17 protein-coding genes are annotated in these 21,033 nt (G+C 63.0%); 10 read left to right on the forward strand and 7 right to left on the reverse strand.

The genetic code is table 11. The features are described 5' to 3' along the window. The first annotated feature begins 287 nt into the window (after positions 1 to 287). Positions 288 to 1,499 carry an OpgC domain-containing protein gene (locus BMW89_RS28935; RefSeq protein ID WP_092031784.1) on the forward strand — a complete coding sequence of 404 codons (1,212 nt, stop codon included), beginning with the start codon at positions 288 to 290 and terminating at the stop codon, positions 1,497 to 1,499. Between the two features lie 60 nt (positions 1,500 to 1,559). After that, on the forward strand, positions 1,560 to 2,048 hold the full coding sequence (locus BMW89_RS28940) for a DUF2059 domain-containing protein (RefSeq protein ID WP_092031787.1): 489 nt from the start codon (positions 1,560 to 1,562) through the stop codon (positions 2,046 to 2,048). Between the two features lie 9 nt (positions 2,049 to 2,057). Here BMW89_RS28940 and BMW89_RS28945 read toward each other — a convergent pair whose 3' ends face one another. From BMW89_RS28945 to BMW89_RS28970, 6 genes are all read right to left on the reverse strand, one after another. Further along, positions 2,058 to 3,554, reverse strand: coding sequence for a sugar ABC transporter ATP-binding protein (locus tag BMW89_RS28945; RefSeq protein WP_092031791.1), 1,497 nt, complete (start codon positions 3,552 to 3,554; stop codon positions 2,058 to 2,060). Beyond that, positions 3,551 to 4,648 (reverse strand): hypothetical protein, encoded by a 1,098-nt coding sequence (locus BMW89_RS28950; RefSeq protein ID WP_177196393.1) that lies wholly within the window; start codon positions 4,646 to 4,648, stop codon positions 3,551 to 3,553. The genes BMW89_RS28945 and BMW89_RS28950 overlap by 4 nt, the downstream gene beginning before the upstream one ends. Beyond that, entirely contained in the window at positions 4,645 to 6,768 is a 2,124-nt protein-coding gene (locus BMW89_RS28955; protein WP_092031798.1) for an ABC transporter permease, read from the reverse strand. The genes BMW89_RS28950 and BMW89_RS28955 overlap by 4 nt, the downstream gene beginning before the upstream one ends. A 77-nt stretch (positions 6,769 to 6,845) precedes the next feature. Next, on the reverse strand, positions 6,846 to 7,862 hold the full coding sequence (locus tag BMW89_RS28960; RefSeq protein WP_092031802.1) for a sugar ABC transporter substrate-binding protein: 1,017 nt from the start codon (positions 7,860 to 7,862) through the stop codon (positions 6,846 to 6,848). Between the two features lie 40 nt (positions 7,863 to 7,902). Beyond that, on the reverse strand, positions 7,903 to 8,874 hold the full coding sequence (locus tag BMW89_RS28965; protein WP_092031806.1) for an ABC transporter permease: 972 nt from the start codon (positions 8,872 to 8,874) through the stop codon (positions 7,903 to 7,905). Between the two features lie 509 nt (positions 8,875 to 9,383). Next, the gene (locus BMW89_RS28970) at positions 9,384 to 10,589 is read right to left on the reverse strand and encodes an ABC transporter substrate-binding protein (protein WP_092031811.1); all 1,206 of its coding nucleotides are present in this window, start codon (positions 10,587 to 10,589) and stop codon (positions 9,384 to 9,386) included. Between the two features lie 210 nt (positions 10,590 to 10,799). On the opposite strand from BMW89_RS28970, the gene BMW89_RS28975 reads away from it, so the two are divergent. The 8 genes from BMW89_RS28975 to BMW89_RS29010 all read left to right on the forward strand — a co-directional run bounded on the left by BMW89_RS28975 (position 10,800) and on the right by BMW89_RS29010 (position 20,647). After that, a complete protein-coding gene (locus BMW89_RS28975) occupies positions 10,800 to 12,413 on the forward strand; it encodes an acyl-CoA synthetase (RefSeq protein ID WP_092031814.1) in 1,614 nt (537 codons plus the stop codon). Positions 12,414 to 12,428: 15 nt separating this feature from the next. Further along, positions 12,429 to 13,436 carry a zinc-dependent alcohol dehydrogenase family protein gene (locus BMW89_RS28980; RefSeq protein ID WP_092031818.1) on the forward strand — a complete coding sequence of 336 codons (1,008 nt, stop codon included), beginning with the start codon at positions 12,429 to 12,431 and terminating at the stop codon, positions 13,434 to 13,436. A 54-nt stretch (positions 13,437 to 13,490) separates the two neighbouring features. Continuing rightward, positions 13,491 to 14,294: an MBL fold metallo-hydrolase gene (locus BMW89_RS28985; RefSeq protein ID WP_092031821.1), complete on the forward strand. Its 804-nt coding sequence runs from the start codon at positions 13,491 to 13,493 to the stop codon at positions 14,292 to 14,294. Between the two features lie 158 nt (positions 14,295 to 14,452). Next, positions 14,453 to 15,469, forward strand: a complete 1,017-nt coding sequence (locus BMW89_RS28990) for an alpha/beta fold hydrolase (protein ID WP_092031824.1) — start codon at positions 14,453 to 14,455, stop codon at positions 15,467 to 15,469. A 15-nt stretch (positions 15,470 to 15,484) separates the two neighbouring features. Then, complete coding sequence (locus BMW89_RS28995) at positions 15,485 to 16,441, forward strand: fatty acid desaturase (RefSeq protein WP_092031827.1); 957 nt, start codon at positions 15,485 to 15,487, stop codon at positions 16,439 to 16,441. Positions 16,442 to 16,800: 359 nt separating this feature from the next. Then, on the forward strand, positions 16,801 to 18,969 hold the full coding sequence (locus BMW89_RS29000; RefSeq protein WP_092031830.1) for a hybrid sensor histidine kinase/response regulator: 2,169 nt from the start codon (positions 16,801 to 16,803) through the stop codon (positions 18,967 to 18,969). After that, complete coding sequence (locus tag BMW89_RS29005; protein WP_092031833.1) at positions 18,966 to 19,328, forward strand: Hpt domain-containing protein; 363 nt, start codon at positions 18,966 to 18,968, stop codon at positions 19,326 to 19,328. Before BMW89_RS29000 ends, BMW89_RS29005 begins: the two co-directional genes overlap by 4 nt. Further along, entirely contained in the window at positions 19,328 to 20,647 is a 1,320-nt protein-coding gene (locus tag BMW89_RS29010; RefSeq protein ID WP_092031836.1) for an EAL domain-containing response regulator, read from the forward strand. The genes BMW89_RS29005 and BMW89_RS29010 overlap by 1 nt, the downstream gene beginning before the upstream one ends. Before the next feature lie 96 nt (positions 20,648 to 20,743). Here BMW89_RS29010 and BMW89_RS29015 read toward each other — a convergent pair whose 3' ends face one another. Next, positions 20,744 to 20,974, reverse strand: a complete 231-nt coding sequence (locus BMW89_RS29015; protein WP_092031839.1) for a hypothetical protein — start codon at positions 20,972 to 20,974, stop codon at positions 20,744 to 20,746. Positions 20,975 to 21,033 lie beyond the last annotated feature (59 nt).

Genomic DNA, 21,033 nt, shown 5'->3' on the forward strand with positions numbered 1-21,033 from the left:
CCTACCGTCGTAGACGATTTCGATGGTCTAACGGGGCATTCGAGTTTCGCAGGAAAAGCAAGCACTTACGAAATCGCTTCTACTGTGCATGGGGTTGTTTCGACATTTCTGATTGGCCGCCGCTTCGGGACGCCGCGGGCGGCGTGTGACGAAGACCCTTGCGCGGACGCTGAGGTCGGCTACCGTTGTGACGGGCCGCAGGGTCAGGTGACTTTTGATTTACTTTTTTTAGCATTCCATTTTGCCGGCGCCGCGACGGCGCGACGCCCACGGTAAGAGGCGGGGCCATGACCACACGGGACCAGTCAGCACTGTTGGCGCCGGTCGAGCGCGATCTGCGGCTCGACCTCTTCCGCGGCATCGGATTGTGGATGATCTTCCTCGATCACATCCCGCACGACGTCGTGGCCTGGCTGACCTTGCGCAATTACGGCTTCAGCGACGCCGCCGAGTTCTTCGTCTTCATCTCCGGCTATCTGGTCGGCTGGATCTATGGACCGATCGTCGCCGGCGGCTGGTTTGTCGCCGCGCTGAAGCGGCTGTGGCGGCGGGCGGCCGAGATGTATGTCGCCCACATCATGCTGTTCCTGTTGTTCACGGCGCAGATCGCCCGCACCGCGCGCCGCTTCGACAATCCGATGTATGCGGACGAGTTCAACGTTCACAATTTTCTCGACCATCCGGACATTCTGATCGGGCAGGCGCTCTCGCTTCGCTACAAGCCGGTCAATCTCGACGTGCTGCCGCTCTACATCACGCTGGTGCTCGCCGCGCCCTTCATCGTATGGGGCCTGGTGCGCCGGCCGAACCTGACGCTTGCCGGCTCCGTGGTGCTTTATGTGCTGTCGCGCTGGTTCGACTGGAACATCGCCTCCTACCCGCCCGGCACGACCTGGTATTTCAATCCGTTCTGCTGGCAGCTGATGTTCGTGTCTGCCGCCTGGTGCGGTATTGGCCAGATCGACAAGATCGCCAAATGGGTGTGGTCGAAGGCGGTGATGGGCGTGGCCGCGGCGTGGATCGCCTTCGCGCTCGTGATCGTGATGACCTGGCACATCCCTGCGCTCGAGGCGCTGATCCCGAAATGGATGATCAAGGCGATCTACCCGATCGACAAGACCGACCTCGACATGCTGCGCTTCACGCATTTCCTGGCGCTGGCGATCTGGGTGACCCATTTCGTCCCGCGCAGATGGAAGCCGCTCCATACGAGCTGGCTGCGCCCCGCCATCCTCTGCGGCCAGCATTCGCTGCCGATCTTCTGCCTCAGCGTGTTCCTGTCGTTCTCGGCGCACTGGATCTTGACCCAGTACACCAAGGGCACGTGGGAGCAGCTCGCCGTCTCCCTCGTCGGCATCGTCATCATGGTCGGCGCGGCGTGGCTGCTCGATCGTGCCGAGCGGGTGCCGAACCTGTTCGTGAAGGTGACGGATGTCGAGGAGGCTGCAATCGAGAGCGATCCGGCCGCCATCGTGACCGTGCTGCCTGCGGGTCATTGAAGCATCGCCAGCCCGCATTCTCGTGGAGAGGTCCGATGGAGAGGTCCAGTGGAGAGGTCAATGCCCAGACGCTTGTTGATGATCGCCGGCACTCTCCTGTTGCTGGTTTGCGGTGCATCCGCGCAAACGCCCTCGCCGGAGGCGATGAATGCGGCGCGCAAGCTCGTGGTCACCTTGAAGATCGCGGATCAGTATCGCGCGCAGTTGCCGCAGCTCCTGCTCAAGCTCCGGCCGGTGGTCGCGCAGGACAGGCCGGAGATCGAGCGCGACTACGACGCGATGACGGCCCCGGGCGCCGAGATCTACGCGCCGTACCTCGCTTCGATGACCGACCAGATCGCCGCGCTCTATGCTCAAAGCTTCACCGTCGACGAGCTGCGCCAGATCGATACGTTCTACGGCGGGCCAGCGGGCCGAAAATTCCTGGAGAAGTCGGATGCGCTGGCGCAGGCAGCTGCGCAGATCGGCCAGGACGTCAGCCAGAAGGCCGCCGATGAATTGAAGCAGCGCCTGATCGAGGCGCTGCGGCAGAAAGGGAAAAAGCCGTAGACCCCATGCTCAGTGGATCGCCGCGTACATGATCCTCTCTTCCGTCGCGTCCAGCGCGGAGAATTCCTCCACGACCTTGCCCTGGCGCGAGACCAGGATGCGGTCGGAGAGCGCCATGATTTCGGGCAAGTAGGATGAGATGACCACGACAGCCTTGCCCTCGTCGGCAAGCTGATTGATCAGCTCGTGAATCTCGACGATGGCGCCGACGTCGACGCCGCGGGTCGGCTCGTCGAAGATGATCAAGTCGGGTTCCTGCACCAGCGATTTGGCGATCACGACCTTCTGCTGATTGCCGCCGGAGAGTTCGACCACCTTGGCGTGGTCGCCGATGGCGCGAACCCTGAGCTTCTCGATCCAGCTCTTGCCGACCGCCTCGGTTTCCCGTCGAGACATCAGCATGCGTCCCTCCGGAAACTTCGCCAGCAGGCCGAGATAGATATTGCGCGCGATCGAGGACGTCTCGAAGAAGCCCTCGACTTTGCGGTCCTCGGTGACATAGGCGATGCCGGCCTTCACCGCCGGCGCGGGCACCCGGTAGCGCGCCGGCTTGTCGTGCAGCAGGATTTCGCCGCCATGGAAGAAGTCGCGCTTGAGCACGCCGGAGACGATCTTGAATGTCTCGGTGCGGCCGGCGCCGACGAGGCCGAACACGCCGGTGATCTGTCCCGCGAACACCGACAGCGAATTGTTCTTCACCATCGGCGCCATCTTGAGGTTCTGCACCGTGAGCACGCGCGCGCCGGCCGGCCGCACATTGCTCTTCCGTGCGCCGTAGAGCGTGTTGGAGAGGTCGCGCCCGACCATGGCCTGTATGATCGCCGCACGGTCGAACTTGGCGGCGTCGTCGGTCACGACGTGCTTGCCGTCACGCAGCACGGTGATGCGGTCGGCGAGCAGCAGGGCCTCTTCCAGGGCATGCGAGATGAAGACGATCGAGACGCCGCGCTTCTTGAGATCGCGGACCAGGTCGAAGAAGTATTTTTTCTCCTCCGGCGTCAGCGATGCCGTCGGCTCGTCGAAGATGATGACCTTGGCGCGATGCAGGACTGCGCGCGCGATCTCCACCATCTGCTTCTTGGCAGCTCCAAGCCCGCCGACGGTGGCGGTTGGGGTGACGTCGAAATTGAGCGATTGCAAAAACTGCTGCGCGGCGATGTAGATGCCGCGCAGGCGATTGTAAAACTTCTCCTGCCCGAGAAACAGGTTTTGCGCCACTGTCATGGTCGGCACCAGGCTGTTCTCCTGGAACACCATGGCGATACCGAGATTGCGCGCCTCCAGCGGCGTCCTTGGCGCGACGTCAGCGCCGTCGACCGTCATAGTGCCCGACGTCAGCGCCACCACGCCCGCCATCACCTTGGTCAGGGTCGATTTGCCGGCGCCGTTCTCGCCGACGAGGGCGTGGATTTCGCCGCGGCGGAGGTCGAAGTCGACCCCGTCGATGGCGGGCACGCCCGCATAGAGCTTTGTCGCCTTGCGCAGCGAGAGTGCGATGTCGCTCATGAGCTAAACTCCTCGGCGAGGCCGGCCAGCGGCAGCCGCAGCACGCGGCCTGGCCCCTTCGCGATCAGGACGAGATCGCCGCCCATCTCGATCGCCGCAACAACGCCGTGATTGACGCCGTCGACCCGGCTGTGCAGCGAATAAAGCGGTTGGCCTTCGGCGTTGAGGCGAATGACGATGCCGTAGGAGCGCGGCGGCGCCCACGGCTTGATGACGCCCATGGTCTTGATGTGCGCGCCCTGCATCGGTTCCTTGAAGGAGAGGCCCGAGCGCAGGCGCGGCGCGACCCAGTAGGCGGGATCGATCTCGGCCATCATGCGCCGCCGGTAGGCCGGCTCACGCAGCACGAACTCGATGAGCTGGGTGCGCGCGGTGAAGGCGGTGAGCCAGTAGCCGCCTCCCGAGGCCTTCGATAGTCGCGACGGATAGACGGGCAGGTGAGCGAGTACGGTGCGCGGCGCTGAACCCGGTGTAACGAGCACGAGACGGTGGCGCCAGCTCTCGCTGACCAGCACACCATTGCCATGCGCGCAGGCGCCGAAGGCATGGCCGAGCCCTTGCGCCAGCACAGTGATTTTTTTGCTGGCGGGGTCCAGCTTGAACACGCGACCGGTCCGGTTCAGCTCCATCAGATCGCGCGCCCAGTCGTCGACGCCGCATGTCGCCGAGCCGTCCGTCGCGATGACCGTGTTGTCGTCCGCGGGCGCCAACGCGTTGACCGCACTGAAGGCGGCATCGGCGAATGTCACGCTCGGCTGTTCGGCCGAAGGGCTTGCGTAGAGATGAACCTCGCGTCCTCCGAGCGCGACCGCAAGGCCGCCGCCTGGGAGGGCGCACAGCGCCGAGATCGGCCGCTCGAAGCTGCGGACTTCCGATGCCGTGCCGCCATCCAGCCTAATCAGTCGCTGACCATCCGCAATGAAAAGGTTGCGTCCATCGGTGGCGAGATCCTCCGGCGACTCGCAAATGAGCAACGTCTCGGCTGATTCCAGCTTCTGGTTTGGCCTCAATGCGCCGTCAAAGGACGGCACGGTGATGGTGGCGTCGCCGCGCCCGAGAAAGCGGTTGGCGAACTCCCTGACGGCGGCGATCACGATTGCTTCCCCCACCGGTTGTCATACTGGACGAAGTTCGGATCGGCATTGTCGAGCTTGTAGCGGCCGATCCGGTTGTTGAGGATGCCCCCGAGATAGAGATAGCCGCGGTGCTCGCGCATCGAGGTGATCATCGGATGGTTTTCGCCGCGCAGGTCCCAGAACGATTCGACGATTTTGCCCTGTTCGTTGAACTTGACCACGCAGCCGGTGTTGATGTTGGGGAATAGCCATTCGTCCACCGGCACGCGCTTGGCCATGCGACGGCGGAAGCCTGGCATCTTCCAGGCGAGGTCGAGCGAGGGGCTGCGCATGCCGACCAGCGCCAGCCAGTAATTGCCATCGGAGGCGAGGTTGATATTATCAGGGTAGCCCGGCAGATTATCCATCACCACCTCGACCGCACCCTTCTTGGGCCCAGCGAACCAGTAACGTTTGATCGAGCAGCCAAACGTCTCGGCGAACAGGATCGACTGACCGTCGCTGGCGACGCAGATGCCGTTCGGGAATTTGAGGCCGCGCAGCTCCGTGCGCGTGGCGCCGGTCTTGGTGTCGTAGGAGATGATGCGGCCGTTGCCGCGCGCCTCCAAGCCGTCGACCGGCCACTCGTCCATCTCATAACGCACGGTCGCTTCCGAGAAGAAGATCAGGCCGTCGTCGGTGATGTCGAGATCGTCGGCCAGCCGCAGGCGGCTATCGTCGTTGACCGATCGCATGCTGCGGTTGGTTTCGTCAGTGGCTTTTTCGACCGTGCCGTCAGGCGTGATGCGGTAAAGCCCCATGCCGCCGATGCAGACATAGAGATTGTCTGCGCGGTCGAAAGCCATGCCGAGCGGCTGGCCGCCGATATGGGCGAACACCTCCATCTTCTGATAGTCGGGGGCGAGGAAGCGGATGATGTCGCCGTGGCGGGAGCCCGCATAAAGATTGTCGTGGCGATCGAGGATGACGTCTTCCGGCGCCTCGATGCGGCCGAGGCCGATCGACTCGACGTTACGCAGCTTGTCGTTCTGCTCGAACGGGCCGCCTTGTCCGATCTCGGTGGAGGGTGGCGGCGGCAGGGAATGGTAGGTCGGCGCGACATAGACCTTGCTGATGATGCGGGTTCGGTTCTTCTGCCAGCGGATATCGACCATCGCGGCGACGAGGAGGATGCCGGCCAGCGCCATCCGATTGACGCCACCGCGCGCGTTCATGGTGGTCAGGCCATTGGTGATCAGGAGCACGATCAGCACCCCGACCGCCGATTTGGCGACCGAGCCCTTGCCGCCGCCGAGCGTGATGCCGCCGAGCACCGTCGCGGTCAGCACGATCACTTCGAGTCCGACGCCGATGTCGCCGCCGACGGTTCCGAGCCGGGAGGCGAAGAACAGCGCGCCGATGCTGGTCAGTACGCCGCTTGCGACGTAGCAGAGCGCGATCGTGCGACGAACGGGGATGCCGGAATTGTAAGCCGAGCGGCGCGAGCCGCCGATCGCGGTGATATGCCAGCCCGGACGCAAGCGCGTCAGGAAGATATGGCCGAAGATGGCGATGACGATATAGACCAGCGCCACGGTTGGAACGCCAAAGACAGAGCCGGCGCCGATGAAATCCCAGGACGGGATGTCCGGGAAGGCCGACGCGATCGCGTTGGAATAGCGCTGGATCAGGAGATCGTAGGCCGAGCGGTAGATGATCAGGGTGATCAGCGTGGTGATGAAGGCGCGCAGCCGCAGATATCCGATCAGCACGCCGTTGACGGCGCCGAGCAGCGCGCCGCAGAGCAGCGTCACGGCCACCACCGCCGGCACCGGCCAGCCCAGCACGTCCAGGCAATAGAGCGCACAGAAGTCAGTGAGCGCGAAGATCGAGCCGACGGACAGATCGATGCCGCCGACGATGACCACCAGTGCCAGCCCGAGCGCGATGAAGCCGATCTCTCCGGCCTGTCGCGCGGTGTCGGCGAGGCTCGCCGGCGACAGGAAGTTGTCGATGGATCGGCTGAGCGCGAGACCGATGATCAGGAGAAGGATCACCGGGATGGCCGTCTCGGTCCATCGCTTGGACAGGATTTCACCGAGGAGATGGTCGGGCCAGTAGCGGTAACGCAGGCTCGTCAGAGTATCGCGCATCGGCATTCCAGGACCTTGCAAGTTTCGGGACGGCGTCCCGGGCGTGAAGCGGCCCGGGACGTCTGAGTCTTGCGGTGTGAGAGCTATTTCTTGAGGTCGCTGAGATTCCAGCATGCAGTCTGGCTATCGGCATTTTCCTTGGTGATCGGAATCAGCGTCGTGTATTCCGAGCCCTTGATCGAGCCGGGCTTGGCGCCCGAGGACAGTAGCCATTTGATCGTGCCCGCCATCTGTGCGGCTTGCGTCGGCACGTCGTAGCTCATGTTGAGATCGAACGCGCCTGACTTGACCAGCTCGCATGCGCCCTTGCGTTCGCCGCCGCCGGAGGTTGCCAAGAACACCTTGCCGGTGAGGCCGGCTTCCTTGACGGCCGCCGCTGTGCCGATGTCCATGCCGTCCCAGAAGCCGACGATGCCGCAGAGATCGGGGTTCTGCTTCAGCACCGTCTGCGTGATTGCCTTGGCCTTGGCGGCGTCCCAGTCGGCGGCCTGGCTCGACACCACCTTGACTTCAGGATGCTTGGCGAGAACGTTCTCGACGCCCTTGAGCGTATAGGCACTGGCGGCTGCCGAAAGCGCGCCTTGCACGATTGCGATCTTGTTCGACTTGCCCTCGCAAGCCTTCACCACGGCTTCGGTCTGGCGTTCGCCGATCTCGACCCAATTGGCGCCGACGAAGGCGGAGCTGCGATAGGCGGAGCCCATGTTGATCTGGATGACGTAGATGCCTTCGTTCTCGGCGCGCTGCAGCAGTTTTGCGTAAGTCTGCACATCAGGATTGTGAACCACCATGACCGCCGGCTTCTCGGAAATCAGCGAGGTCACGGCCTGCGCGCCGGCATTGGTGTTCCAGTTGGCATCGCGGATCACGAACTTGACGCCGAACGGCTCCAGCTCCTTCTTCAGGCCGGCATACCAACCCTCGGTGAGGTCGAAGTTCATCGCGACCGGAACGTAGGCCACGGTCTTGCCGGCCAGGGCTTCCTTGAACGGCTTCTGGAACGGCTCGTCCAAGCCCTGCTGGGCCAGCGCCGGTGCGGTCATTGCCGCGAGACCCAGTGCGGCAACGATTGCCTTTGTCGGGCTGCTGAAGTGCTTCATGGCTTCCTCCTTGGTTATGGTTGTCGTTGTTATCGGTGGTTCAGATGTCGCCCTGTTGTGCCGTTTCTTCATTGCGCGGATTCAGGAAGGAGTCGGTGATGACGGCGAGCAGCAGCACCACGCCCTTGATGAGATTTTGCCCCGCGTAGGAGATGTCCATGATGGTCATGCCGTTGAGCATCGTGCCGATCACGAGCGTCCCGATGACGACGTTCAGCACCCCGCCGCGTCCGCCTGACAGGCCGATGCCGCCGAGCACGACTACCAGGATGACGTCGTAGATGAGCGTCGAGTTGAAGATGCGGGTCGGCATCGAATTGACGGACGCGGCCAGCACGAGGCCGGCAAAGCAGCCGATCAGGGCTGTGATGACGTATTGGAGGACGATGATCGGACGGGAGGGAATGCCGGTGACCCGCGCGGCGAAAGGATTGTCGCCGATCGCATAGATGTAGGCACCCCATCGGGTCTGGCGCAGCAGGAACGCGACCACAACGCAGGCGATCGCGAACATCACGATCGACGTGGGGATACCGAGGATCGTTCCCTGTCCGAGCTTCTCGAAGCCGTCCATACCGGGGCTCCACTGCACGACGTCGAGCTGAAACAATGCGGTCTGCCCGAGACCGGCAAGGAGAAGCCCGGTTGCGAGCGTCGCAAATAGCGAGGGGACTTCCGCATAGGCGATCAGCCAGCCATTGACGAGGCCGAAGGCAATCGTGAGGAGCACGGCGGTCAGCAGCGAAGCCGGCAGCGAGTGACCGTTCTGCACCATCTGCAAGACCAGCCCCGGAGGTACCGCAAGCGCTGCGATCAGCGAGATGTCGATGCCGCGCCCGATCACGACGATCGCCATGGCCAAGCCGAGAATGCCGAGCACTGCTACGTTCTGGAGCAGCGTCAGCATGTTGTCGGTCGTCAGAAAGCCACGCAGGAAGATCGAAAACACCAGGAACAGCCCGGCAAAGACGACGAAGACGATCTCCTGTTGGCTAAATCGGAAATGCTTCATTCGCACGATCCTTCCTGCGGGCTATCGATTCGCCATCTGTCGTGGCGTTGAAAGAGCTTGGGAGAGTGTCTTGAGCAACTCGGTCGACGCTGCCGCAACCTCGCCGAGCCGGCGCAGTGCGGGGGCACCCTGCTTATTGCAGAGCCTGAGAGAGGCGCTTGCGATTCGTCGGAGACTTGCGACGGCGTGGGGCTGCCTCTGTACGCCGATGGGGGCGCGATAGCGTTCGAGGCTGCGCGTGCACAGCGCTTCCGTCGGGAACGCATTGGTCCAGAGTCGTCGGCGCGCGAGATTCACGCTGCCTCCCCAAATTTCTTCCCAGACCCCTTGGCGTTGCCAATTGGTCCAGGCGTGGGCTTCTCGCCCTTGTCGTCATTCCTAGCGCAGAGAGAGGGCATCGGAAAAGGGGCGAAATGGATTTTCCGGGAATGCGCTCGCTCGCATTTGTGCGTGTGCGCAATGTGCTGGACCTGCCTCGTGATGCGAGGCAAGTCCATGCCGGTGCGAACTTACTTCACCAGCGGGCAACCGCCGTCTTTCAGCGGCCGAAACGCCTGGTCGGCGGGCACCTCGGCGAGCAGCTTGTAATAGTCCCATGGGGCCTTGGATTCCTCGGGCTTCTTCACCTGGAACAGGAACATGCTGTGCACCATGCGGCCGTCCTCGCGCAGGATGCCGTTGTCGGTGAAGGCATCCTTCACCGGCAGCTCACGCATCTTCGCCATCACCGTCTTGGTGTCCCTGGTGCCGGCAGCCTGCACGGCCTTGAGATAATGCAGCGTCGCGCTGTAGGTCGCGGCCTGGTTCATCGTCGGCATCCGCTTGACGCGCTCCTGAAAACGCTTGCCGAAGGCGCGGGTCTTGTCGTTGAGATCCCAGTAATAGGCCTCGGTGATGATCAGCCCCTGCGCGAGCTTCAGCCCCAGGCTGTGCACGTCGGAGATGAACATCACGATCGCAGCCAGGTTCTGGCCACCGGCAACGATGCCGAACTCGCCGGCCTGCTTGATGGCATTGATGGTGTCGCCGCCGCCATTGGCAAGCCCGATGATCTTGGCCTTGGAGGCCTGGGCCTGGAGCAGGAAGGACGAGAAGTCGGCCGTATTGAGCGGATGCTTGACGCTGCCGAGCACCTTGCCGCCGGCCGCCCTCACGACGTCGGAGGTGTCGCGCTCCACCGAATGGCCGAACACGTAGTCGGCGGTGAGGAAAAACCAGCTGTCGCCGCCGTTCTTGACGATGGCGCTGCCGACGGTGTGAGCGTTGGAATAGGTGTCGTAGGTCCAGTGCGCGGTATAGGGCGAGCAGGACTTTCCGGTGATGTCGGAGCTCGCCGCATCCGTCACGATCATGATCTTCTCGTACTGCTTCGACAGCTCCATCACCGCGAGCGCGGTGGCCGAGGTCGGCAGGTCGATGATCATGTCGACGCCCTCGGTCTCCCACCATTTGCGGGCGATGGTGGAGGCGATGTCGGGCTTGTTGAGCACGTCGGCTGCGACCATGTCGATCGGCTTGCCGAACATCTGCCCGCCAAAATCCTCGATCGCCATCTTGGTGGCCTCGACATTCCCCTGGCCGCCGATATCGGAATAGACCGAGGAGAAGTCGGAGAGCACGCCGATCTTGAGCGGGGTCTGCTGGGCGGACGACGGACTGATGGCGAGCGCGGCAAGCAGCCCGGCCGCGGAAGCGGCGTGCTTGATCCGGTACATGGACATTTCCCCCTTTTTTATAATTGGGCCCCAGCCTAGATTTGCCTCTTGAGGGCGTCAATTCTTGCGTGACGGCGCCATGCCTTCTGCTGATTTGACGCGGCAGATTGCGCCGACTACGCTTTACGCAAACTCGAATGCGCAAGAGCGATAGCCTGACGAGCGTCCAGGATCGTCCTCACGCAGATTGCAAATTCCCGGGGGACGGAAATGTCGAGCGAAACTGCAGCCACCATCTCGAAAGCGCGCGAGCATTCGATCGGCGATATCCTGCGCCGATCCGCGGGCCGTGAGCCGAACAAGCTCGCGGTGAGCTGCGGTAATGTCAGCTGGACGTTTGCCGAGATGGACGCCATCTGCAACCGGCTCGGCCGCGGCCTGCTCGGTCTCGGCGTCAAGAAGGGTGACCGTTTTGCGGTACTCTCCCGCAACTCGCATGCTTTCGCCGCACTGCGCTTCGCGCTGGCGCGGATCGGCGCGGTGCTGGTGCCGATCAACTTCATGCTCAATCCGGACGAGATCAATTTCATCCTGAAGAGTTCTGGCGCAAAGCTGCTCGCGACGGGGCCGGATTTCGTCGAACCCGCGCGCGCGGCGAGCGCCAGGGATTGTGCGGTCGAGAAGATGATCTGGCTGCCGGGCGAGGAACCCGCCACGGCGCCCGCGGGCCTCACCACTTTCGACGACCTCCTGCATGCCGACGGCTCGTACCTGGAGGCGTCCGTCGACAGTCGCGACCTCGCGCAGATCGTCTACACCAGCGGCACGGAATCGCTGCCGAAGGGCGCGATGCTGACCCATGAGGCCGTGATGTGGCAGTATGTCAGCTGCATCATCGACGGCGGCATGAGCGTGGATGACAAATTCATGCACGCGCTGCCGCTCTATCACTGCGCCCAACTCGATGTTTTCCTGGGGCCGCAAATCTATCTCGGTGCCTCCGGCGTGATCACGGGCAAGCCGACCGCCGACAACGTCCTGGCGCTGATCCAGGCCCACAAGATCACCTCCTTCTTCGCGCCGCCGACGATCTGGATCGCGATGCTGCGCTCGCCGAATTTCGACAAGACCGATCTGTCGACGCTTCAGAAGGGCTATTACGGCGCCTCGATCATGCCGGTGGAGGTCCTGCTCGAACTGCAGCGCCGTTTGCCGAACGTCAAGTTCTGGAACTTCTACGGCCAGACCGAGATCGCGCCGCTCGCGACGGTGCTGCGCCCGGAGGACCAGCTGCGCAAGGCTGGCTCGGCCGGCAAGCCCGTGGTCAATGTCGAGACGCGCGTGGTCAACACGGCGATGGAGGATGTGAAGGTCGGCGAAGTTGGCGAGATCGTGCACCGCTCGCCGCATCTGCTCTCCGGCTATTACAACGATCCCGTGAAGACTGCGGCGGCGTTTACCGGCGGCTGGTTTCACTCCGGCGATCTCGCCACCGTCGATGACGAGGGCCACATCACCGTGGTCGATCGCGTCAAGGACATGATCAAGACCGGCGGCGAGAATGTCGCCAGCCGCGAGGTCGAGGAGATGGTCTATCGCATCCCGGCGGTTTCAGAAGTTGCCGTCGTCGGCCTGCCCGATCCGCGTTGGATCGAGGCGGTGACCGCGATCGTCGTGGTCAAGACCGGGGAAAAGCTCGACGAAGAATCCGTCATCAAGCACTGCGCCGGCCAGATGGCGCATTTCAAGGTGCCCAAGCGCGTCATCTTCGTCGACAGCCTGCCGAAGAACCCGAGCGGAAAACTGCTCAAGCGCGAGCTGCGCCAGCGCTTCGTCGGGGCTGATACCCTCGACAAGGCGATCCAGAAGAATTTTGGCACCTGAGGCGGAGCAATCGCCGTGAAAGTCTGGCAGGTCGCACGCGACTGGTCGATCGAGGGGATGGAGTTGGCCGATCTGCCAGAGCCCGCGCCCGGTCCTGGCCAGGTCACGGTGCGGATGCACGCGGCGTCGCTGAATTATCGCGATCTGCTCACGATCCAAGGCAAGGGCGGCGTTTCCAGATTACCGCTGGTTCCGTTCTCTGATGGCGCGGGCGAGGTGATCGCCGTCGGCGAGGGCATTACCCGTGTCGCGGCCGGTGATCGCGTCTGTCCGATGTTCTTCCAGTCATGGATCGACGGGAAGGTCTCGGCGACCAGCCGCCGCTACGCGCTCGGCGGTACGCGGCCGGGCGTGTTGCAGGAGGTAATGCTGCTCGACGCCGAGGGCGTCAGCCGCATTCCATTGCATCTCTCTTTCCAGGAGGCGGCGACGCTGCCTTGCGCTGGGCTCACTGCATGGCGTGCGTTGTTCGAGGAAGCCAAGGTGCAGCCCGGCGACACCGTGCTGGTGCAGGGTACCGGCGGCGTGTCGATCTTTGCGCTGCAATTCGCAAAGCTTGCCGGCGCGAGCGTGATCGTGACGTCGTCGAGCGACGAGAAGCTGGAACGGGCGCGTGCGCTCGGTGCCGACCATACCATCAACTATCGTTCGGTGCCGGAGTGGGGCAAGGCGGCCGCGGAGTGGACGGGGGGCGGCGTCGATCACGTCGTCGAGGTCGGCGGCAAGGACACCTTTGCGCAATCGCTCGAAGCGGCGCGGGTCGGAGGGACCATTCTGGTGATCGGCGTGCTCTCAGGCTTCTCGCAGCAGATCGCGATCCCGACCCTGTTTTCCAAGAACCTGCAAATCATCGGATTGTCGGTCGGTAGCCGCCGCATGTTCGAGGGGATGGCGGCCGCGGTCGGACGCAACGCAATGAGACCCGTGATCGACCGCGTGTTCGGCTTCGACGCCGTACCCGAGGCCTTGAGGCTGATGCAGCACGGTGGCCATTTCGGCAAGATCGTGGTGGAGTTCGGCTGACATCGTTGGCCTCCCGTTCGTGAGGGAGGCCGGATCGCATCCGGAGTACGAGCCATGCCTCTCTGGACATGTGAAACCTGCGGCGCGCAGTTTCCCGACCGCGGACTTCCACCTGAGTCTTGTCCGATCTGCGAGGATGAACGGCAGTTCGTGAACTGGAAGGGACAGACCTTCCTTGCCCGCGAGGCGCTGGCGCAACGACACCGCGTCGTCTGGCGAGACGATCTCGGCATGGCCGGCATCGGGCTGGAGCCGAGTTTTGCCATCGGTCAGCGCGCGCTGCTGGTCCCGCTGGCGGAGGGCTGCGTGATGTGGGACTGCGTGCCGCTGGCGACGCCGGAGGCGATCGCCCATGTGCACTCGCTCGGCGGGCTGAAGGCGATCGCGATCTCGCATCCGCATTACTATGGCGCGCTCGCCGACTGGAGCGAGGCATTCGGAGGTGTACCGGTCTATCTGCACGCCGACGATCGCCAGTGGGTGACGCGGCAGCACGCTTCGATCGTGCACTGGACCGGCGATCATCATCGCATCTCCGATGACGTTCTGCTGTTGCGCACCGGCGGCCATTTCGCGGGCGCGACCATGCTGCACCATGTGTGCGGCGGGGGCGGCAAGGGCGCGCTGCTCACCGGCGACATCGCGCAGGTGACAATGGATCGCCGCTTCGTCAGCTTCATGTACTCCTATCCGAACTACATGCCGCTCAATGCCGCCGCGGTGCGGCGGATCGCAGCCGCTGTCGAGCCGCTTGCGTTCGATCGCATCTACGGCGCGTGGTGGGGCCGCAACATCGCCTCAGGCGCCAAGGCCGCATTCGCGGCGTCGGTGGCGCGATACATCGCTGCGATCGCCTGACGCGTTGTGGCCAGAATTCCCGTTGCCTCAATCAAATAACTGTACTATAAGTACAGTTATCAGGCGCGACGCAACGATGCGTTTGCCGGTCCGGCACGATCAATGCATCGTCGTTTCGGCGGGCGCGCTCTGCGGCCGCGCGAGCGGGAATTGGGTCCATGACGGCGCAGCGCGACTACGAGATATTCGAGGCCGGGGACGTCACGCTTCAATCCGGTACCGTCTTCCCCGCTCTTAAGCTCGCTTACCAGACCTATGGCACGTTGAGCCCCGCCAAGGACAACGTCATCCTCTATCCGACCTCGTTCAGCGCGCAGCATTTCGACACCGAATGGCTGATCGGACCCGACGGCGTGCTCGATCCCACGCGTTACTTCATCATCATCCCGAACCTGTTCGGCAACGGCCTGTCGTCCTCGCCGTCGAACACGGCCGGGCCGTTCCCGCAACTCACCTATCACGACGCCATTGCGGTCCAGCACCGCTTGCTTGCCGAGCGCTTCGGCATCACAAAACTTGCGCTGGTCTATGGCTGGTCGATGGGCGGCGTACAGGCCTATCACTGGGCGGCGTTGCATCCTGATATGGTCGAGCGGGTTGCGGTCGTCTGCGGCAGTGCCCGCTGCGCGCCTTACAATCATGTCTTCCTCGACAGCGTGAAGGCGGCGCTCACTGGCGATCCCGCGTTCCGCGACGGCCGCTTCGTCGAGAGACCGGTTGCCGGCTATCGCGCCATGGGGCGCGTCTATGCAGGCTGGGCGATGTCGCACGGCTTCTATCGCGACGAGCTCTGGCGCGAGGCTGGATTCACATCGCTCGAAGATTACCTCGTCCGTGCATGGGACGCCGCGTTTGCCCGCCGTGACGCCAACGATCTGCTGGCGCAGGTGGGCATCTGGCAGAACGGGGATATCAGCCGCTGCGCGACATTCGGCGGCGATGTTGATCGCGCACTCGGCGCGATCAAGGCGCATATGCTGCTGATGCCAGGCGCGACCGATCGCTATTTCGATGTCCGCGACAATGAGGACGAACTCGGCAAGCTGATCAACGCCAAATCCGCTGTGCTGCACCCGATCCCGTCGCTGTATGGCCATCGCGCCGGCAACCCCGTCAACAATCCGCGTGACCAGGCTTTCCTCAGGGCCGAGATCGCAGAACTCCTCAACAGGTAAGGCAGGCATCCGATCATGACTGACGCGACCGTTTCAGAGTCCGGCCATCGCCTGAAGCCGCTGACACCGGCAATGCTGCGCGAATTGTCGGTCCGCTCCAATCTCCAGGGCGCCACGCGCAGCCTCTGCCATTACGGCGTGGTTGTGCTGGTCGGCGTGCTGATCTGGAAGGTTACCGCGACATACGGCGTCCTCTGGGCGCTGCCGCTGATGGTGGTACAGGGCTATTTCGTCGCCTTCCTGTTCGTGGCGTTGCACGAGACCGCGCACAAGACCGCGTTCAAGAGCCGTGGCCTCAATCTCGCGGTCGGCTATCTTTCGGCCTTCATCATCGGGCAGCCCTACGAATATTACTGCCTGTTCCACTGGGACCATCATCGCTACACCCAGGATCCCGAGAAGGACCCGGAGTTGATCGTCGGCGTGAAGCCGAAATCCGACACCCAGCTCGCGCTCGCCTATAGCGGCTTGCTCCAGGTTGCGGGCCGCCTCCGGCTGATGCTCGGCCATGCCGTCACCGGCAAGGTCACGGTGCCCTGGATCCCCGAGAGCAAGCGCGCAATTATCGTGACCGAAGCGCGCGTCTATGCCGCCCTCTATGTCCTGCTGCTCGCGCTCTCGCTGTGGTTCTCCTCTGCGCTGCTGCTCAGGGTCTGGATCGTCCCGTTGGTCATCGGGCAATTCTTCCTGCGGCCCTATCTCTTGGCCGAGCACACCGGCTGCGAGCGGACGCGCAGCGCCTTCCAGAACACCCGGACGACCTATACCGGTGCGATCGTCAAATGGTTCGCGTGGAACATGCCCTATCATGTCGAGCATCACGCCTATCCCTCGATCCCGTTTCACGCGCTGCCGAAACTGAACGAGATCGTCGACGGCGAAATCGTCTATCGCGGCCGCGGCTATATCCGAACGACGCGCGAGACCTGGGCCTGGTTTCGCCGGCATCGGCAGGGCGACGAGCGACACTAAGCTCGCCTGCACGCGATTGCAGCGGGTCTCCCGTGGCGTTCATCATTATGCCAACGTCCCACTCGTCATCGACGCTGTCACCGGAAGACTACGGGGATTGCTCCGGCTTGTTGCGCGTTTCCGATACGAGTCTTCACGCCATGCTAAGCGCGAATTCCTGTCGTCGCGAGCACCCGGATACCTTGCCGGCGCAGCGCCCTCGCGGACTTAAAATATAGCGGCGATATCAGAGGCTTGTGGCCCCCTTTGTCGCGCGGAGAGTTTGGTTAGCGCGCCCCTGCATGATCGGGCGACTTTTAGTCGAAGCCTTTCACGACAAGTCTAACGTTCTCACCTAGCGTCTTCCGCGAGGAGACGACATGGCCACCGCCAATTCCACAGCACAGCGTTCGGGCCTGAAAGGGCTCGATTGGTTCGCGCGGCAGGTCGGGCGCTTTGGCAGCGCGCTGTTCGGCATCGCGGCAGTCGCGCTGGTCTGGAGCGGAATCCTCTACAGCATCGCGCAAGAGCGGTCGCGCTCCGAGCATGCAGCCCTGCAAAACGGCTCGAATTTGGCGCGCGCTTTCGAGGAACAAATCATTCGCTCGATCATGGCGGCCGACCAGACCTTGCTGGTTGTGCGAAGTTCTTACGTCAGAGAACCGGGCGGCTTCGATTTTCCACTGTGGAGGAGCAGTCAGTTTCTCTCGGGCTTCGCGTTCCAGGTCGTGATCATCGACAAGAACGGGATCATGCTGGCAAGCAACATCGATCCGAGCGTGAAGGGGCTCGATTTGCACGACCGGGAGCATTTTCGCGTCCACGCTGACGGGACTGACGATTTCCTCTTCATCAGCAAGCCCGTCTTCGGGCGGGTCTCGAACAAATGGTCGCTCCAGCTGACGCGAAGAATCATCGCGAAGGATGGCTCTTTCGCGGGAGTGGCCGTGGTGTCGCTCGATCCCGAATATCTGGCGCGGTTCTACAATTCGATCGACATTGGACGAAAGGGCTCGGCCTCTCTCGTCGGCCTCGACGGGATCGTCCGGGCGCGCGGTGCCAGCGGCCCTTCCGCCATCGGCGAATCGATCGCGGCAAGCCCGTTGCTCAGCCACATCTCGAAAAGTCCGAGCGGCTCCTATGTCGGCCGCAGCAAGCTCGATGGTGCTGAGCGTCTGCTCTCCTACCGCAAGATCGAGGGCTACCCGTTGGCCGTGGTGATCGGACAAGCCACGGAGGAAGTCTTCGCAGGCTACCTGCGCGAACGCGACAGGGACATCATCGCGGGAGCACTGCTGAGCCTCGTGTTCGGCGTCGTTACGGCCCTGATCATCCGCTATCAGGCCGGCCTTGCGAAGTCTCGCGATGCGGCCGAAGCCGGCTCGCACGCCCGGTCCGAATTCCTGGCCATGATGAGCCACGAGATCCGCACGCCCATGAACGGTGTCATCGGTATGGCGGACGTCCTGCTGTCCACGGAGCTGTCTGCCGATCAGAAGCAGATCGCAGCGACCCTGCGGGACTCGGCAGATTACCTCCTGCAAATCCTCAACGACGTGCTCGACTTCTCCAAGCTCGACGCTCATCGGCTGGAGTTCGAGCGCATCGAGTTCGACGTTCGCAAGTCGGTATCGGCCGTGGTCGACCTGTTGACGTTGCGCGCCAAGGAGAAGGGCCTGCGGCTGAGTTGCACGATCGACGATCTTGTGCCGCACACGATCGTCGGCGACCCCGCGCGCATTCGTCAGGTGCTGCTCAACCTGGTCGGAAATGCCATCAAGTTTACCGAGGCCGGAACTGTCGACGTCACGGTGAAGGCCAGCCCCGCGGGACCGGGACGGTCGAGGTTGGCCTTCACCGTTCGCGATACCGGCGTCGGCATCCCGCAGGACGCCCTTGGCCTGCTGTTCCGGGAGTTCTCGCAGCTGGACAGCTCGATCTCGCGTCGTTTCGGTGGCACCGGGTTGGGGCTTGCGATCTGCAAACGCCTCGTGAGTTGCATGGGTGGCGAAATCTCGGTTCAGAGCGTTGTGGGGAGCGGCAGCACCTTTGCGTTCTCGGTGGAGGTCGCGGGGCGCTACAACTCCGAAGCGGTCTCCGCAACCCGCGCCGTCCCGGAGCGGGTCATGCTGGCCCCGGCGAGCGGCGAGGGCGCGGAATCGCTGCGCGTGCTGGTCGCCGAAGACAACATCACGAACCAGTTCGTGATCCGCAAGCTCCTCGAGAAGCTGGGTTCGGAACCTGACGTCGTCGACACCGGACTGAAGGCGGTGGCGGCGATCGCGAGTGGTACTTATGACCTCGTGCTGATGGACATGATGATGCCGGAGATGGATGGGCTCGCCGCTTCGCGCGCGATCCGCCAGCTGCCGCCGCCGGCGCGGGACATCTACATCATCGCACTCACCGCGAATGCAAGCAGGCAGGACGAACTCGCGTGTATCGCGGCGGGTATGGACGACTTTGTCACCAAGCCGGTGACGCGTGAGCGGCTCGGCGCCGCGTTGCAACGCAAATTCGCCAGGCCGGAGAGGAAGCTGACCGCATGAAGGACGTCGAGACGTTTGACAAGGATGTCCTTCGGCAGCTGATTTCCGAGCTTGGCCCGGAGGACACCGCAGAAGTCCTGAGAGCGTTCCTGGACGACACCAACCGGAAAATCGCCGTGCTCGATACTGCATGTCCCGATCCCGTGCTGGTGCGGCAGGAAGCCCATTCGATCAAGAGTTCGGCGGGGACGTTCGGCTTTTTGACACTGTCGATGCTCGCCTCCGAAGTCGAGCAGTACGCCCTGTGCATGAGCCCCGAACAGTTGAAGAAAGCCACGTTGTCGCTGCGGAAGATCATTGAAGAGACTGTCGATTTCGCAAGGTCTGTTTTGCTTGCCGCAAATATGGAGATTGAATAATGCGAGGAATTTCCCGTCAGACCGAAAATTCACTGGGGCGGTTGCTGGTCGTTGACGACGATCTCGTGCAACGAACCGTCGTCGGAAAGATCGGCGCCAAGATCGGGTACGATTGCCTGATCGTCCCGTCGCTGGAACTCGCCGAATCTGCCTTGGCAAGAGAAGCTTTCGACGTGATGACCCTCGATCTCTCGCTCGGCGAGCGCGACGGGATCGAACTGCTGCGGTTCGTCGCCGATCGCGGCCTTCGCGACATGTCGATTGCGGTCATCAGCGGCTGTGATGGTCGCGTTCTGAAATCGACCAGGCGCGTGGCAGAGGCGTTGGGGCTCTCGATTATCGGCACTTTGAGCAAACCGCTCGATCTCGACGAGTTGAAGGATTTGCTGCAATCGCCGCGGCGTCAGCGGTCGTCTACGGTCGTCGGCGCGGCGAGCGTGGATGTCTCTCCGGAGCGCATTGCCGCCGGCATCAGGCAAGGCGAGTTTGTCGTCGAATTTCAGCCGAAAGTGGAGCTTGCGAGCGGGAGGGTTGTCGGAGTCGAGGCGCTTGCGCGCTGGCGCACGTCTGAACTCGGCATCGTTTCGCCTGCGACATTCATACCGGTCGCCGAGCAGTGCGGCTTGATGCCGGAACTCACCGATACATTACTCACCTCGGCGATGTCGCAGGGACGCAAGCTGATCGATCGATATTCCGACTTCACGATTGCCGTGAACGTGTCCGGATCGCTGTTGTCCGACCTCGCATTGCCGGAACGAATCGAGGAGGTCTTGCGCAAGGAGCAGGTGCCGGCACATTGCCTGATCGTCGAGATCACGGAAACGACCGCGATGGCTGACGTCGACCGTGCCACCGACGTTCTGGTGCGGCTCCGCCTCAAGAACATCGGGACCGCCATCGACGATTTCGGAACCGGCTATTCCTCGCTTGCCGCGCTCGTCAAGTTGCCGTTCAGCGAGCTCAAGATCGACGGTTCCTTCGTCAACGGCTGCGAAGACGATGAAGACATGATGAAGATCATCGAGGCCTCGGTTGGGCTGGGGCGCGCCTTCAACATGAAGGTCGTCGCCGAAGGCGTCGAGACCGCAGAGTCGCTGGCGGCTCTTCGACGCGCGGGATGCGACATAGGTCAGGGGTATTTCTTCAGCCCGTCGCTAAGGCTCGCGCGCGCGGAAAGCTGGATTTCGCGGCGTAATGAGTTCGTGGCCCAACGTGCGGCCTGGACGAGCCAGCAATTGCCGACGATGCCGGATCACGCGGCCTTCGCCGCGGACGGCGGCGATCGTCAACAGATCGGCCTCACCCAGGTTCGATGATCTCGCCATGCTTGGCGACATTGCGGAAGCTGGACGAGCGAAATGCCCAAAGCCCCGATCGCGCAGCGATCGGGGCTTTGGCGTGGATGCGAAGTATCAGTAGATCCCGTAGGCGCAGACATTCACGACGCGGACGCGCATGCCGTGGCGGGTCTGGATGACGCGCTCCTGGTAGCAGTTGCTGGTGCCGGTGTTGACATAGACGCCGCCAAAGCCCCAGCCCGGACCCCAGTGATGGAAGCCGTGGGCCGAAGCGGCGGTGGGTGCGAGAGCGGCGGCACCGAGCGAACCGGCAGCGATCAGACCAAGGGCAAGCTTACGAAACATTTTCATTCTCCAGTGTGGCGCAACGGCCGTTGTTGTGTCCCTGCATCTCCGTCGGGTCG

Source organism: Bradyrhizobium sp. OK095, from assembly GCF_900109945.1.
In the GTDB taxonomy this organism is placed as follows: Bacteria; Pseudomonadota; Alphaproteobacteria; order Rhizobiales; family Xanthobacteraceae; genus Bradyrhizobium.

What these genes read in the sequence shown, in the direction of transcription:
- BMW89_RS29005 (WP_092031833.1), top strand. Translation starts at nt 18,966, where the DNA reads ATGAAGGACGTCGAGACGTTTGACAAGGATGTCCTTCGGCAGCTGATT.
- BMW89_RS29000 (WP_092031830.1), top strand. Translation starts at nt 16,801, where the DNA reads ATGGCCACCGCCAATTCCACAGCACAGCGTTCGGGCCTGAAAGGGCTC.
- BMW89_RS28970 (WP_092031811.1), bottom strand. Translation starts at nt 10,589, where the DNA reads ATGTACCGGATCAAGCACGCCGCTTCCGCGGCCGGGCTGCTTGCCGCG.
- BMW89_RS28935 (WP_092031784.1), top strand. Translation starts at nt 288, where the DNA reads ATGACCACACGGGACCAGTCAGCACTGTTGGCGCCGGTCGAGCGCGAT.
- BMW89_RS28965 (WP_092031806.1), bottom strand. Translation starts at nt 8,874, where the DNA reads ATGAAGCATTTCCGATTTAGCCAACAGGAGATCGTCTTCGTCGTCTTT.
- BMW89_RS29010 (WP_092031836.1), top strand. Translation starts at nt 19,328, where the DNA reads ATGCGAGGAATTTCCCGTCAGACCGAAAATTCACTGGGGCGGTTGCTG.
- BMW89_RS28940 (WP_092031787.1), top strand. Translation starts at nt 1,560, where the DNA reads ATGCCCAGACGCTTGTTGATGATCGCCGGCACTCTCCTGTTGCTGGTT.
- BMW89_RS28955 (WP_092031798.1), bottom strand. Translation starts at nt 6,768, where the DNA reads ATGCCGATGCGCGATACTCTGACGAGCCTGCGTTACCGCTACTGGCCC.
- BMW89_RS28995 (WP_092031827.1), top strand. Translation starts at nt 15,485, where the DNA reads ATGACTGACGCGACCGTTTCAGAGTCCGGCCATCGCCTGAAGCCGCTG.
- BMW89_RS28945 (WP_092031791.1), bottom strand. Translation starts at nt 3,554, where the DNA reads ATGAGCGACATCGCACTCTCGCTGCGCAAGGCGACAAAGCTCTATGCG.
- BMW89_RS28990 (WP_092031824.1), top strand. Translation starts at nt 14,453, where the DNA reads ATGACGGCGCAGCGCGACTACGAGATATTCGAGGCCGGGGACGTCACG.
- BMW89_RS29015 (WP_092031839.1), bottom strand. Translation starts at nt 20,974, where the DNA reads ATGTTTCGTAAGCTTGCCCTTGGTCTGATCGCTGCCGGTTCGCTCGGT.
- BMW89_RS28985 (WP_092031821.1), top strand. Translation starts at nt 13,491, where the DNA reads ATGCCTCTCTGGACATGTGAAACCTGCGGCGCGCAGTTTCCCGACCGC.
- BMW89_RS28975 (WP_092031814.1), top strand. Translation starts at nt 10,800, where the DNA reads ATGTCGAGCGAAACTGCAGCCACCATCTCGAAAGCGCGCGAGCATTCG.
- BMW89_RS28960 (WP_092031802.1), bottom strand. Translation starts at nt 7,862, where the DNA reads ATGAAGCACTTCAGCAGCCCGACAAAGGCAATCGTTGCCGCACTGGGT.